We start from the raw sequence: 13490 nt of genomic DNA, 5'->3' as shown, positions 1-13490 counted from the left end.
CAACAAGGACGCCCGAGGCGTCGCCATCGAGGCGAAGCTCGACAAGGGCCGCGGTGCGGTTGCGACCGTGCTCATCCAGTCGGGTTCGCTGCGGGTCGGCGACGCGATCGTCGCCGGCACGGCCTACGGCCGCGTTCGCGCAATGGCCGACGAGAACGGCGACGCCGTGCTCGAGGCCACGCCGTCGCGCCCCGTGCAGGTGCAGGGCCTCTCGAGCGTCCCGCGCGCCGGTGATACCTTCCTCGTCACCGAGGACGACCGCACCGCGCGTCAGATCGCCGAGAAGCGCGAAGCCGCACAGCGCAACGCGCAGCTGGCGAAGGCACGCAAGCGCATCTCGCTCGAGGACTTCACCCGTGCGCTCGAAGAGGGCAAGGTCGAGGCGCTCAACCTCATCATCAAGGGCGACGTGTCGGGTGCCGTGGAGGCGCTCGAGGAATCGCTCATGAAGATCGAGGTCGACGACAGCGTGCAGCTGCGCATCCTCCACCGCGGCGTGGGTGCCGTCACCGAGAGCGACATCGACCTCGCGACGATCGACAACGCGATCGTCATCGGGTTCAACGTGCGCCCCGACGTGAAGGCGCGCGAGCGTGCCGCCCGCGAGGGCGTCGACGTGCGCTTCTACTCGGTCATCTACAACGCGATCGACGACATCGAGAACTCGCTGAAGGGCATGCTGAAGCCCGAGTTCGAAGAGGTGCAGTCGGGTGTCGCCGAGATCCGCGAGGTGTTCCGCTCCTCGAAGTTCGGCAACATCGCCGGTGTCATCGTGCGATCGGGAACGATCACGCGAAACGCCAAGGCCCGCGTCATCCGCGATGGCGTCGTCGTCGGCGACAACCTCGCCATCGAGTCGCTGCGTCGTTTCAAGGACGACGTCACCGAGGTGCGCACGGACTTCGAAGCCGGTATCGGCCTCGGCAAGTTCAACGACATTCAGGTGGGCGACGAGATCGAGACCATCGAGATGCGCGAGAAGCCTCGCGTCTAATCGTGGTCGGGGCCCCCGGATCTTCTCTTCAGGTGAAGAACGGGGGCCCCTTCACCCCGATTCACGTCGAGGCGGCCAGGCGGCGAAGCCGCCCGGCCTTGCCCCGAAAGGAGATACATCATGGCAGATCCCGCACGGGCCAGGAAGATGGCCGATCGCATCAAGGAGATCGTGGCCAAGCGGATCGACAAGGGGCTGCGCGACCCGCGCCTCGGGTTCGTGACCATCACCGACGTGCGCGTCACCGGTGACCTGCAGCACGCGAGCATCTTCTACACCGTCTACGGCTCCGAGGAGGAGCGCCGCGACTCGGCGCTCGCCCTGAAGTCCGCCACGGGGATGCTCCGCACCGAGGTGGGCCGCAACATCACGGCTCGGCTCACCCCCACGCTCGAGTTCATCGCCGACGCGATCCCCGAGAACGCCGAGCACATCGAGTCCCTGCTGCAGGAGGCGCGCAGCCGTGACGCCGAGACGAGCGTGCTCGCCGCGACGGCGGAGTACGCCGGCGACGCCGACCCCTACGTCAAGCCGCGCGACCTCGACGAGGACGCCGACGACCTCGACGAGCTCGACGAGCTCGACGACGAGGCGTCCGACCTCGCTGACGACGCCGAGGCGGGCGGACCCCGCTAGTCCGACGAGCGCCGCCGGCCGAGCAGTTCGTGCTCGACGGCGGCGATGCGAGCGCGCATTGCCTCGATGAAGACCAGCACGGTCGGCTGCCGCAAGGCCTCGGGCCGGCAGACCAGCCAGTACGGCAGGTGCTCGTCGATCTCGTCGGCGAAGAGTCGCACCAGGTCGTCGTGCCGGTCGGCGAGGAACGCGGGCAGCAGCCCGAACCCGGCGCCGGCGCGCGTGGCGTCGACGTGCACGTACACGTTGGTGCTCGACACGGCATCCACCATGTCGGGGGCCGCTCGCCGCGCCACGTCGAGGGCGTCGACCTGCAGCATCGACTCGATGAAGTACACCAGGGGAGCCCCGGCGAGTTCCGCCATCGTGGCGGGCGTACCGTGCCGCTCCAGGAAGTCGCGGCTCGCATAGAGCCCGAGCGCGTAGTCGGCGAGGTGGATCGCCTCGGCGCGGTGCACGTGAGGGCGACCGACGACCACCTCGAGGTCGACGCCCACCCGCTGCTGTGCCGCGCGTCGCGTGGCGGCGACCACCTCGAGCGAGACGTCGGGATGGGCGCGCCGGACCGCGACGATCGCGTGGGCGGCGATGAACCCGCTGAAGCCGTCGGTCGCGCTCAGGCGCACCACTCCGGAGAGCCGCGGCGCGCCCGGCGCCAACGACCCGATCGCGCGCTCGACGCCCTCCGCCGCGGAGATCGCGTGCTCCCCGAGCGGGGTGAGCACCCAGCCGGCGGCGCCGCGCGCCAGCACGCGTCCGCCGAGCGCATCCTCGAGCGCGCCGATGCGTCGGGCGATCGTCGTGTGGTTGAGTCCCAGCTCCGCGGCGGCCGCCGTGTACCGGCCGGCACGCGCCACGGCGAGCAGCACGAGCAGGTCGTCGGGGCTCGGACGACGGCCCGGCAACGGCGTCACGGACATCCTTGCATCCTCGCACACGCACTACGCTGCGGCCTTGACCGAATGCGGGCCGCCCAGTCAGGAGTCGGGCAGCCGGAGCCCGTCGTCGTCGGCGATCGCAAGCCCGTCGGCGACGAGGCCCGCGACGGCCCGGTCGAGCTGCGCCGCGTCCTCCCACACCCCCGCGAGCTCCGGCCGGGTGATCGGCCGGTGCGCCGCGCGCAACTCACGCATCACGACGCCGCGGGCCTGGCGATCGGAGCCCTCGAACCTCGCCTGGGTCCGACGCCGCGGACCCTCGTGCTCCGGATATCCGGCCCGCCGCCAGGCGCAGCGCGACGCGATCGGGCACGCGTCGCAGCGCGGGGCGCGGGCGGTGCACACCGTGGCCCCGAGCTCCATCGCGGCCGCGTTGAACACGCGCGCCGCGGCATCCGCAGCCGGAAGCAGCGCCGTCATGTCGGCCAGGTCGCGCGCCGTCGACGGCGGCCCCGGATGCTCCCGACCCGACACGGCGCGGGCGATGACGCGGCGCGTGTTGGTGTCGACCACCGGATGCCGCTCGCCGAACGCGAACGCCGCGATCGCCCGCGCGGTGTAGGGCCCGACGCCCTGCAATGCGAGCAGGTCGTCGAGCGCTGACGGCACCTCCCCGCCGTGCCGCTCCACGATCTCGACGGCGGCACGATGCAGCCACAGCGCCCGGCGCGGATACCCCAGTCGATCCCACGCGCGCACCGCCTCGGACGGCGGCTCGGCCGCAAGCGACGCCGGGGTCGGCCAGCGCTCGATCCACGCCTCCCACCGAGGGATGACCCGTGACACCTGGGTCTGCTGCAGCATGAACTCGCTCACGAGCACCGCCCACGGCGACACCTCCGCCGCCCGCCACGGCAGCGGCCGCGCGGCATCCGCGAACCAGGCGTTCAGCGGGCCGGCGAGGTCGGGGGAGGCGGGCCGGGGCATCCCCTCAGCCTATGTCGGGCCCGATGTCGCGCGGCTAGGCTCGCACCATGGAGCTCGTCACCACGCCTCGCGTCGCGTTCCTGCGCGGCCTGGCCGACGAGATCCTGCAGCAGTATGGGCGCGGCCGCATGATCGTCGCCGTCGACGGGCCCCTCCGGAGCGGCAAGACCCAGCTCGGCGACGACCTCGCAGCCGTGCTGCGCGAGCGCGGGCATCGCGTCTTCCGCGCGAGCATGGAGCGCTTCCATCGCTCGCGGGCCGCTCAAGGAGAGTTCGGCGACGACACCCCCATGCGGTACTACCGGCACGGCTTCGATGAGGCCGCCCTGCGGCGCGTGCTCGTGGAGCCGTTCCGCATGGGTGGTTCGACCGCGTTCGTCACCGCGGTGTTCGATCCGTCGCGCGACGCCTGGGTGGAGCCGAAGTGGCTGACCGGCCCCGCCGACGCCGTGCTGGTGCTCGATGGGCGTTTCGTGCTGCGCCGACGGCTGGCCGACCTCTGGGACTTCCGGATCGCCCTCGACGGCGACCCCGAGGACCCAGCCGACGTGATCGCCTACGCCGAGGAGGACCCACGGCTCGTGGCCTCCGCCGTGGTCGACGACCGAGATCCGGCCCATCCGCGGCGCCGGTTCCTCGACAGCTGCTGAGGGGTGCCCCCCAGTTCGGGGGAGTGGGCGCCTTCCGCGCCCGAAATCAGCGGAATCCACCCTCCGGTTCAGACATACTTGAGCACACCCGCCCCACCCCACTTGGCACGAACCCGATCTTCGGTCGTCACCCGACCTCGCGCGCGCACGGCCCGAACCGTGCTCGATGCGGCATCCGGAGACCCGGTGCGTCGTGCCCACTTACCCGACCACCAGGAGAACCCACCGATGAGGATCCCCCGCGCCTTCGTGGCAGCGGCGGCCGTAGCAGGAGCGCTCGCGCTCGCGCTCGGCACCGCCGCGCTGCCCGCCCAGGCCGACCAGCCCGATTTCATCTGCGAGAGCTATGCCCCCAACGGCACCGATAAGATCGACACCGTCGGCAGCCCCAAGACCGTGCTGGTCACAGCGCCCGAGGGCAAGCTCATCGATGAATACTGCGTCAAGGCCGGTACCACCCGCTACATCGTCACGGTCAACCCGCCGATGCCCTCCGTGACGGTGGACCACCCCGACAAGGACTCGGTGAGCCACTACGCGGTGCACTACATCGACGTCCCGACGGTCGAGGAGCTTCAGGTCCCGGCGAAGCCCGATGTCTTGGATCTCTGCGGCATCGACAACGACAAGGTCGTCGTGCCTGCGGACACGACCGACCTCGACTGGTCGGGTGGCGAGATCTCGGGCAACACGGCGACGGTCACCGTCGCCGCGCTCGGTGGCAAGACCTTCGTCGGCGGCGGCACCACCAGGACGTTCGAGTTCTCGTTCACGACTGCTGCGTGCGACGAGCCGCCGGTCCTGACCCAGTGCACCGCCTACACGAACGTGCACACCACCGACCTCAAGACGTGGAACCTGACGGAAACCCGTGCGACCGGGCACAACGAGCTCGTCGCCGGTGGACTCCGCATCTGGACGGAGGGCACGACGACGACCGACAAGGCCGCCGGCTACTTCCCGACGAACCTCCCGCTTGCGGGCCTGGGCACGGGCACGATCGACGCGTCGCTCGACTACACCAGCTCGACCGGTCCTGAGCCCGGCCTGCAGCTCGTCGTCGACTTCGACGCCAATGGCACGCCCGACGGCATCCTCGTCGGCGAGAAGGTCTACGGCGAGAACTGGTGGCTCACGGGCAGCGCCGCCGACGCCGTCAAGGCGCTCGCCCCGCACATCGATGGCGGCAACGGCTCGCAGTGGTACGGCACGGCGCAGGAATGGCTCAGCAAGTTCCCGAACGCCGTCGTCAAGGCGATCGGCTACTCGCTCGGCTCGGGCGTCCTCGGTGACGGCGTCATCACGAAGATCACGCTCGGTTGCGCCACGCACACATTCGGCACTGTTATGACGCCCCCGGTCATCGAGCCGAAGCTCACGGGCGTCGTCGCCAGCGGCGAGTGCGTCGCGGATGCCCCGTGGATCTCCTACAGCCTGACGCTGGACGACCCGCAGCACCGCTCGACGAGCAACACGGCCCGGCTGGTCTTCACAGCTGGCGAGCTCACCCACACGGTCATCCTCGGCGACCTCGTCAACGGGAAGCTGTCGGGCAAGATCCTCTGGCCCGGAGCCTCCGTGGCCGCCGACCAGGTGACCCCGACCGGTTGGCCGGGCTGGGAGCAGCTCGAAGACGGCACCTGGGTCGAGACCGACGGCAACTTCGCCTGGACGCGCGACCTGACCGAGGTGACCCTCGTGGTGAACCCCGAGGTGGTCGTGGACCTCGCCTACCCCGAGGCGACGCCCGACTGCGACCTCGCACCGACCCCGTTCGATTCCGGCACGCCGGGYGGTGGCGGCGGGTCGGCGACGACCGCGAGCACTGACCCGAGCGGGCTGGCTTCCACCGGCTTCGACGGTGCCACCTTCGCCATCATGGCTGCGGGGCTCATGGCGCTGGGCGGCGGCGTGGTGCTGACGGCAAGGATGCGTCGCCGGGCCTGATCCTCGGACGCTGAGCGGGGGTTCGGCATGGCGCCGGACCCCTGCTTCGCCGTCGGGAGGCGGGGAATCGGAGGGTTCGGTCCCCAAAAGGGGGGACAATTGTCCCCCATCGTGGAAAACGGGGTACACAAGTCCCCGGAAACCGACATACTGGTGCATACAGCCAGCCCCTCCGGCCCTGCGAACCCCCCCTGCTCCACCCGAGTACCCGAACCCCGACGGTCGCGCATGCCCCTTCGCGCGGCCGCTTCTGCGCCGTCTTGGCGCGTCATCGTGTCCTCCATCGGTTCGCCGTGCGCCGGATCGACCGATGGAGACAGACCGCATGAGCAAGCCCCGCGCCGGGTCGGCGCACGCTGCCCCCGGCGATCCCGGTGCGCGATCGCGCCCCGAATCCCGAACAATCGTCCGCCGTATCGCGGCGGCGCTGACCGCCGTCGCGCTCGGCGCAGGCCTCGCCCTCGTCGGCGTGGCCGCGCCCGCGAGCGCGCACCACAACACGATCACGGCCGTCGCCGCATGCGACGCGGACTCGAGCACGTTCGACATCACGTGGACCGTCGAGAACTCCGAGGCGAAGGTCGAGAAGGTCCTCACCTCGTCCGACCCCGACGTCGTGCCTGTGGGCACGGAGATCGGCAAGAACAAGTCGGAGAAGTTCGTCGAGTATGGCGTCGAAGCCGGCACCTATGAGCTCACGCTGAAGACCGAATGGTCGAACGGCACGCAGAACACCGACACCGGCCGACTGACCATCTCCGCCGCGAACTGCGGCGACGGCACCGTGAAGAAGATCACGTTCTGTCACGCCACGGGCAGCGCGTCGAACCCCTACGTGCGCCTCACGACCTCGGTGAGCGCGTTCTTCCACGCGGGCCACATCGACCACCAGGACAAGCGCGACATCTACCCCTCCTTCTCGTACGTCAAGAAGGGCGAGACGATCAACGTCGCCGCCCAGGGCGACCAGAGCCTCCTGCAGTACGAGGACTGCACGAAGCCGTTCGACTCGAACTGGCAGTACGCGGCTCCAACCTGTGAGGCGCTCGTCGTCGTCTACCCTGCCGGGCTCCCCGCCGGTCAGGCGAACGACGTCAACGTGCGGGTGGTCGTCGAAGGCAAGGACCTGACGCTCAACTTCCACAACAACTCCGGCACCTGGTCGGGCACGAAGACCTTCACGTTCGCGGAGCACCCCAAGTGGCCGAACCCCGACCAGTGGTCGATCCGTTGGATCCAGGTCGCAGGCACGAACTACCACTGGGAAGGCCAGATCGATTGCGGCGTCGCACCCCAGCCGGTGAAGGTCTGCCACTGGAACACCGACGGCACCTACGATCGGGCATTCATGTCCGTCGCCGACTTCCTGATCGGTCACTCCCTGCACTCGAAGGACATCCACTCGGCATTCAGCTACTGGTTCTTCGGTACCAAGAACGTGCCGGCACAGGGCGACCAGTCCCTGCTGCAGTACGAGGACTGCGTGAAGCCCCCGACCCAGCTGTCGCTGCCGGCGAAGCCTGCCTTCGTCGATGAGTGCGGTGTCGCGGACGATCGGATTCTCACGCCTTCCGCCGTCACGGGTGTCGAATGGAACGTCACCCCGGTGTCGGGCGGCTCGGCGACGGCGACCGCTACGGCCCAGCCGGGCTACGTGTTCGTGGGCGGCGAGACGAGCCACACCTGGACATTCGCCTTCACCGACGTGCCCTGCGTGACGACGGTGCCCGTTCCCGCGGAGCCGCAGAAGACCGACGAGTGCGGCGTCGACGCCGATGCGATCGTGCCTCCCGTGGCGGTCCAGGGTGTCGAATGGGTGCTGAGTCCGGTCACCGACGGTGCGGCCACCGCGACTGCGACGACGAAGCCCGGCTACATCTTCGCCGACGGCACGACTCGACACGACTGGATCCTCGCGTTCACGGACGTGAAGTGCCCGCCCACGACGATTGCGCTCAACGGGACCCCGACTCGCGTGGACGTCTGTGGAACGGATGATGACCGCATCGATGTGCCTGCCTCGACCGACCTGATCACCTGGAAGATCGAGGGCGATCACGCCTCGGGCGCCGCGAAGGCGATCGCCACAGCGGCCGACGGATACACGTTCGAGGGCGGTTCCGTCCGCGAATTCCCGTTCACCTTCGACCTGACCCCGTGCCCGAAGTTGATCGAGGTGCCCGCTGCACCCGACCACATCGACCGGTGTGGAGTCGAGGACGATGCGGTGACGCTGCCGGCCGAGACCGAGAACGTCGTCTGGACGATCGAGGGCGACCCCACGTCGGGTGCAGCCACCGCGGTCGCCACCGCGAAGCCCGGCTTCGTGTTCGACAAGGACCTCACCGAGAAGCGCTTCTCATATGAGTTCACCGACGCGGACTGCATCGAGCCCTCGCTCGACGGATCGCTCGCGACCGGGATCTGCCTCGCCGATGCTCCGTGGATCTTCTTCGACGTGACGCTGATCGACCCCGACAAGCAGTCGACCGGCCGTGACGTGAAGCTCGTGATGAGCGACGGCACCAACTCGCACACCATCGAGCTCGGCACGCTCTCCGACAAGGGCACGCTCGAGGGCAAGGTGCTCTGGCCCGGCGCGTCCGTCGCCGACGACGGCGTCACCCCGACCGGCTGGCCGGGCTGGGAGAAGATCGGCGACGCATGGGTCGAGACCGATGGCAACTTCGCGTGGACGCGTGCGCTCACGGGCGCCACGCTCGAAGTGAACCCGACCCTTGCGGTCGACGTCACCTACCCGCCGGCCACGCCCGACTGCGCKACGGGACCCAACGCGAACACGACGACGGCAGCTGCCGGCGGCGGCACGGGCCTCGCGAGCACGGGCTTCGCAGGCACCACCATCGCGATCGTCGCGGGCATCATCGTCATCGCGGGTATCGCCTTCCTGGTGATCGCCCGGATCCGACGCAAGCGCGCCTGATCCGCTGACACGCACTGAGAGGGTCCGGGAAACCGGGCCCTCTCGGTCGTTTCCGCGAGGAAGTCAGACGCCCGTGGCGGCGAGCACCCGACTGGCGGGAAGGCTTCCGCTCCGCTCCACCTCGTGCACGAGATCGACGAGCGCGCGATTGACGGGCGCGTCCGAGCCGGCGGCGGATGCCTCGCGCACGACGGCGCCGTTGAGGTAGTCGACCTCGGTCGGCTGCCCCCGGCGCACGCTCTGCTGCGTCGACCCGAGGTTGGGCACGCGGCCCATTCGCCGGGCCATCAACCACGGCAGCACCTGGCCCACGGCGAGCGGCAACCGGGCGAAGAGGCGCAGGCGGCCGTTCGCGAGCCCCTGCAGCGATCCGAAGCGGATGCCGCGGGCCACTCCCGTTCGCACGCACTCCCGCATCGACGCGGTGACCACGCGCCGGAGTCGCCGGTCGCCGATGACGTCCTGCACGCTCCGGCCCACGATGGCCGGTACCGCGTTGACCATGTTGACGACGAGCTTCGTCCATTGCGCACCGCGGAAGTTGCCGATCGCGATCACCGGAACGGCCTCGGAGAGCAGTGCGGCGATGCGCGTGCACTCCTCGTCGGCGGGCCCCTCGCCCCGACCGAGGTAGCTGGCCGCGGTGGTGGTGACCCGCACCACCCCCGGCTCCGTGTAGTTGGCGGCGATGATCGAGAGGACGCCCATGCACGAGGAGCCGGGCAGCAGCCGTGCGGCCGTGTCGACGCCGTCGAGGCCGTTCTGCACCACGACGACCGGTACGCCGTCGATGAGGGCGGCGTTCGCCGTGATGGCGGCCTCGGCATCCTGCGCCTTCGTGCACACGAGCACGAGCTCGGGGCGCCGCGTCAGCACCTCCCCCGCCGCGACGGTCGCCGCCGCATCGCCGAATCCGCCGGTCAGCCGGATGCCGCCGGTGCGGATCGCCTCGAGGCCGGCACCGCGCGCGGTGACCTCGACGTCATGACCCGCGCGGGCGAGCAGCACGGCGAACGTGCCGCCGAGCGCGCCGGCGCCGATGATCCCGATCCTCACCCTCCCAGCGTAGGGGCGCGTCGTCAGGGGCTGTCGCCGTGGCTGTTAGCCTGTACGGCGTGAACAGCGGCATCCTCCTCGTCGATAAGCCGCAGGGAATCACCAGCCACGACGTCGTCGCGCGCATGCGCCGGCTCGCCGGCACCCGCAAGATCGGCCACGCGGGCACCCTCGACCCGATGGCCACGGGCCTGCTCGTCCTCGGCGTCAACCACGCCACGCGACTGCTCCACTACCTCGTCGGTCTCGACAAGGAGTACCTCGCCACCATCCGGCTCGGCTGGGACACGACGACCGACGACGCCGAGGGCGAGCCACTGCCCGCGGCATCCGCGGCCCTGGTCGACGCCGTCGACGACGATGCCCTGCGCACCGCGATGCAGCGCCAGACCGGCGTGATCGAGCAGGTGCCGAGCGCCGTCAGCGCGGTGAAGGTCGACGGCAAGCGCGCCTACCAACGCGTGCGCGAGGGCGAGGCGGTCGAGCTCGCCGCCCGCACGGTGACCGTGTCGGCGTTCGAGGCGCTCGCAGTGCGACGCGGCGACGGCTTCGTCGACGTCGATGTGCGCGTCGAGTGCTCGTCGGGCACCTACGTGCGAGCGCTCGCCCGCGACATCGGCGCCGACCTGGGCACCGGCGGTCATCTCACCGCCCTTCGTCGCACGCGCATCGGGGCGTTCTCGGTCGAGGAAGCAGCGGCGCTCGAGGGCTTCGACGTGGCGCAGGCGCTGATGAGCCCAGCGGATGCCGCCCGGCGGGCGCTGCCCGTGGCATCCGTCACCGACGACCAGGCCGTCGACCTCGGGCACGGCAAGCGCATCGACGCCGCCCCGGCTGCGTCCGTCGCCAAGGCCGACGCGGGAGCCATCGCCGCCATCGCCCCCGACGACCGCCTCGTCGCGATCGTGGAACGCCGGGGACAGACGCTGAAGGTGGTCACCGGGTTCCCGGCCGAGGCCGGCGCATGATCGAGTGGTTCACCTGGGTGCAGCTCGCCGTCGCGGTCGCGGCCGGCCTGCTCTGCCTCGTGCTCGGCCTCGCGGGCCGGGTGCCCAACGACCTGACGAACGGCGCGCTCGTGCTCGTCGAGCTGCTGCTCATCGTGCAGCTCGTCGTGGCCATCGCCGCGCCCGCGTTCGGCAACCAGCCGACGGGCAGCATCCTCGAGTTCTACGTGTACCTCGTGGGCGCGCTCCTCATCCCGCCGGCGGCGATCTTCTGGGCGCTCCTCGAACGGAATCGCTGGAGCACCGTGATTCTCGGCGTCGCTGCGCTCTCGGTCGCGGTCATGATGTATCGCATGTTCCAGATCTGGACCGTGCAGCAGGCCTAGCCGCGGATGAGAGAATCGAACGACATGACTGACGTGCGGAGTGCCCGGCCCCAGACGAACGGTGGGCGGCGGATGAGCGGCATCGGGCGCGTGCTCGTGGCGGTCTACGCCGTGCTCGCCCTCGCCGCGATCGGCCGCTCGTTCGTGCAGATCGCCACGAAGTTCGACGAGGCGCCGCTGGCGTACTCGCTCTCGGCGCTCGCAGCCGTCGTGTACGTGGTCGCGACGATCGCCCTCGTGCGGTCGGGTCGCGGCTGGTACCGAGTGGCGTGGGTGACGATCGCGTTCGAGTTCACCGGCGTCGTCGTGATCGGCGCGCTCAGCATCGCGTTCCCCGAGCTCTTCCCGCACGACACGGTGTGGTCGTGGTTCGGCCGCGGCTACCTCTTCATCCCGCTCGTGCTTCCCCTGCTCGGCATGTGGTGGCTTGCGACGCATCGGCCGGTGTCGCAGCAGGCGGCGACGCCCGAGACGGCGTCGGCGGGCCCCACGAGCGGGGCGGATGCCGCGTGAAGACGTACAAGGGCCTCGACGCGGTGCCCGCCGGCTTCGGTCCGAGCGCGGTCACCATCGGCAAGTTCGACGGCGTGCACCGCGGTCACCGCGCGGTGATCGACCGGATCCGCACGATCGCCGCCGAGGGCGACCTGCGAGCGGTGGTCGTCACGTTCGACCGCAACCCGCTGGCGCTCCTCGCGCCCGACAAGTGCCCCGACTCGCTGGTGAGCGTTCGGCAGAAGCTCGAGCTGCTCGCAACCACGGGCGTCGACGCGACGGTGCTGCTGCCGTTCGACCGCGCGCTGGCCTCGGTGCCGGCCACGGAGTTCGTCGAGCGGGTGCTCGTCGACACCCTGCAGGCGAAGGCCGTGCTGGTCGGCAGCGACTTCCGGTACGGCGCCCGCGGCGCCGGCGACGTCGCCCTGCTGCAGGACCTCGGCGCGAAGTTCGGCTTCACGGTGGAGGTCGTCGACGACGTGCGCCCCGAGGGCGAGCGTCGCGTCTCGTCGACCTGGATCCGCGAGCTGCTCGCGGAGGGCGACGTGCGCCACGCCACCCGGCTGCTCGGCCACACGCCGGCGGTCTCGGGCATCGTCGTGCACGGGGCGAAGCGGGGTCGCGAGCTCGGGTACCCCACGGCGAACCTGTCGCCCGAGTCGGAGGGCCTCATCCCTGCCGACGGCGTGTACGCGGGGTGGCTCACCGACGCGGGCACGCGCTACCCGGCCGCGATCTCGGTCGGCGACAATCCGACCTTCGAGGGCGTCGCGAAGAAGCAGGTCGAGGCGTACGTGCTCGACCGCGAGCTCGACCTCTACGACCATGTCGTCGACGTCGAGTTCGTCGAGCGCCTGCGCGGCATGGTCGCGTTCACGAACATCCCCGACCTCATCGAGACGATGCGAGGCGATGTCGACCGCGCCCGCGACCTGCTCGCCGACTAGCGGGGACTCCGCCGATCACTTCGACGGCGATCGCTCAGGCGTCGCCCAATTCGCCAGGTCGTGCTGAGCGGGGGGCGTGATCGCCGATGCCCGCCAGGAAGCGGATGAGCTCGTGCGCCGTGCCGACGAGCACGGGGCCGTGGCCGATGGTCCATCCGGCATCCGTCGCGTGCAGGCTGTGGCCCGAGATCACCGCGCGGATCGGCGTCGGTGCTGCGGCCGCGCGGCGCAGCGCGACCGCGCCGGAGGCGAGCGGGGGAACGGCGATCGGCCTGCCGAGCGCGTCGCCGATGCGGACGGCGGCGACCACGGCGTCATCGAGCTCGACGAGCCGGGTCGGCCGCGGCCGCTCGGTGATCGTGWCCGCGCGGGCGTCGAGGGCGGCCGCGGCGTCGTTCGCGCCCTCGGCTGTGACATCGGCGTCACCCTCGCGCGGGCTCATCCCGAGCGCGTGCTGGGCGGTCTCGAACGCGCGGCGCGCCGGCGCACGGTCGAATCCGGCCATGAGCTCGGCGATCGCGGTCGGCACGGCGGGCGGGAGCTCCCCGGTGCTCGCCGACCAGCCCGCATCGCCGCCCGCCCGAACGGCCGCGGCGATCGCGCGCAGGACGATCGCGGTGGGC

13 protein-coding genes are annotated in these 13490 nt (G+C 70.6%); 9 read left to right on the top strand and 4 right to left on the bottom strand.

What is annotated here, in order from left to right:
- Positions 1–994: translation initiation factor IF-2 (locus AC1DY2_RS06260; protein ID WP_476761635.1), on the top strand; the 994-nt coding region annotated here is incomplete at its 5' end.
- Positions 995–1114: 120 nt separating this feature from the next.
- Entirely contained in the window at positions 1115–1630 is a 516-nt protein-coding gene (rbfA, locus tag AC1DY2_RS06255; RefSeq protein ID WP_476761634.1) for a 30S ribosome-binding factor RbfA, read from the top strand.
- On the opposite strand, the gene AC1DY2_RS06250 is transcribed toward rbfA, so the two are convergent.
- Both AC1DY2_RS06250 and AC1DY2_RS06245 read right to left on the bottom strand, forming a co-directional pair.
- Positions 1627–2550, bottom strand: coding sequence for a LysR family transcriptional regulator (locus AC1DY2_RS06250; RefSeq protein WP_476761633.1), 924 nt, complete (start codon positions 2548–2550; stop codon positions 1627–1629). The genes rbfA and AC1DY2_RS06250 overlap by 4 nt on opposite strands.
- A 57-nt stretch (positions 2551–2607) precedes the next feature.
- Entirely contained in the window at positions 2608–3495 is an 888-nt protein-coding gene (locus AC1DY2_RS06245; protein WP_476761632.1) for an HhH-GPD family protein, read from the bottom strand.
- A 47-nt stretch (positions 3496–3542) separates the two neighbouring features.
- On the opposite strand from AC1DY2_RS06245, the gene AC1DY2_RS06240 reads away from it, so the two are divergent.
- The 3 genes from AC1DY2_RS06240 to AC1DY2_RS06230 all read left to right on the top strand — a co-directional run bounded on the left by AC1DY2_RS06240 (position 3543) and on the right by AC1DY2_RS06230 (position 9036).
- Positions 3543–4145 carry a nucleoside/nucleotide kinase family protein gene (locus AC1DY2_RS06240; RefSeq protein WP_476761631.1) on the top strand — a complete coding sequence of 201 codons (603 nt, stop codon included), beginning with the start codon at positions 3543–3545 and terminating at the stop codon, positions 4143–4145.
- A gap of 228 nt (positions 4146–4373) precedes the next feature.
- Positions 4374–6092: a hypothetical protein gene (locus AC1DY2_RS06235; RefSeq protein WP_476761630.1), complete on the top strand. Its 1719-nt coding sequence runs from the start codon at positions 4374–4376 to the stop codon at positions 6090–6092.
- Positions 6093–6417: 325 nt separating this feature from the next.
- Positions 6418–9036 carry a hypothetical protein gene (locus AC1DY2_RS06230; RefSeq protein ID WP_476761629.1) on the top strand — a complete coding sequence of 873 codons (2619 nt, stop codon included), beginning with the start codon at positions 6418–6420 and terminating at the stop codon, positions 9034–9036.
- Between the two features lie 63 nt (positions 9037–9099).
- Here AC1DY2_RS06230 and AC1DY2_RS06225 read toward each other — a convergent pair whose 3' ends face one another.
- The gene (locus tag AC1DY2_RS06225; RefSeq protein ID WP_476761628.1) at positions 9100–10092 is read right to left on the bottom strand and encodes a ketopantoate reductase family protein; all 993 of its coding nucleotides are present in this window, start codon (positions 10090–10092) and stop codon (positions 9100–9102) included.
- Positions 10093–10151: 59 nt separating this feature from the next.
- Between AC1DY2_RS06225 and truB the strand changes: the two genes are divergently transcribed.
- From truB to AC1DY2_RS06205, 4 genes are read left to right on the top strand one after another with little or no spacing between them, the layout of a single operon-like run.
- The gene (truB, locus tag AC1DY2_RS06220) at positions 10152–11060 is read left to right on the top strand and encodes a tRNA pseudouridine(55) synthase TruB (RefSeq protein ID WP_476761627.1); all 909 of its coding nucleotides are present in this window, start codon (positions 10152–10154) and stop codon (positions 11058–11060) included.
- Positions 11057–11425: a hypothetical protein gene (locus tag AC1DY2_RS06215; protein ID WP_476761626.1), complete on the top strand. Its 369-nt coding sequence runs from the start codon at positions 11057–11059 to the stop codon at positions 11423–11425. The genes truB and AC1DY2_RS06215 overlap by 4 nt, the downstream gene beginning before the upstream one ends.
- A 24-nt stretch (positions 11426–11449) precedes the next feature.
- The gene (locus AC1DY2_RS06210; protein WP_476761625.1) at positions 11450–11938 is read left to right on the top strand and encodes a hypothetical protein; all 489 of its coding nucleotides are present in this window, start codon (positions 11450–11452) and stop codon (positions 11936–11938) included.
- Positions 11935–12867 carry a bifunctional riboflavin kinase/FAD synthetase gene (locus tag AC1DY2_RS06205; protein ID WP_476761624.1) on the top strand — a complete coding sequence of 311 codons (933 nt, stop codon included), beginning with the start codon at positions 11935–11937 and terminating at the stop codon, positions 12865–12867. The genes AC1DY2_RS06210 and AC1DY2_RS06205 overlap by 4 nt, the downstream gene beginning before the upstream one ends.
- Positions 12868–12901: 34 nt before the next feature.
- Here the strand turns inward: AC1DY2_RS06205 and AC1DY2_RS06200 are convergent.
- A partial coding sequence (locus AC1DY2_RS06200; protein WP_476761623.1) for a hypothetical protein occupies positions 12902–13490 on the bottom strand: 589 nt, incomplete at its 5' end.

This window comes from Agromyces sp. P1_H4, assembly GCF_056405255.1.
The sequence above is the reverse complement of the archived record's forward strand: the minus strand, read 5'-3'. Positions and strand labels throughout refer to the sequence as shown.

What these genes read in the sequence shown, in the direction of transcription:
- AC1DY2_RS06215 (WP_476761626.1), top strand. Translation starts at nt 11,057, where the DNA reads ATGATCGAGTGGTTCACCTGGGTGCAGCTCGCCGTCGCGGTCGCGGCC.
- AC1DY2_RS06210 (WP_476761625.1), top strand. Translation starts at nt 11,450, where the DNA reads ATGACTGACGTGCGGAGTGCCCGGCCCCAGACGAACGGTGGGCGGCGG.
- AC1DY2_RS06240 (WP_476761631.1), top strand. Translation starts at nt 3,543, where the DNA reads ATGGAGCTCGTCACCACGCCTCGCGTCGCGTTCCTGCGCGGCCTGGCC.
- rbfA (WP_476761634.1), top strand. Translation starts at nt 1,115, where the DNA reads ATGGCAGATCCCGCACGGGCCAGGAAGATGGCCGATCGCATCAAGGAG.
- AC1DY2_RS06245 (WP_476761632.1), bottom strand. Translation starts at nt 3,495, where the DNA reads ATGCCCCGGCCCGCCTCCCCCGACCTCGCCGGCCCGCTGAACGCCTGG.
- AC1DY2_RS06250 (WP_476761633.1), bottom strand. Translation starts at nt 2,550, where the DNA reads ATGTCCGTGACGCCGTTGCCGGGCCGTCGTCCGAGCCCCGACGACCTG.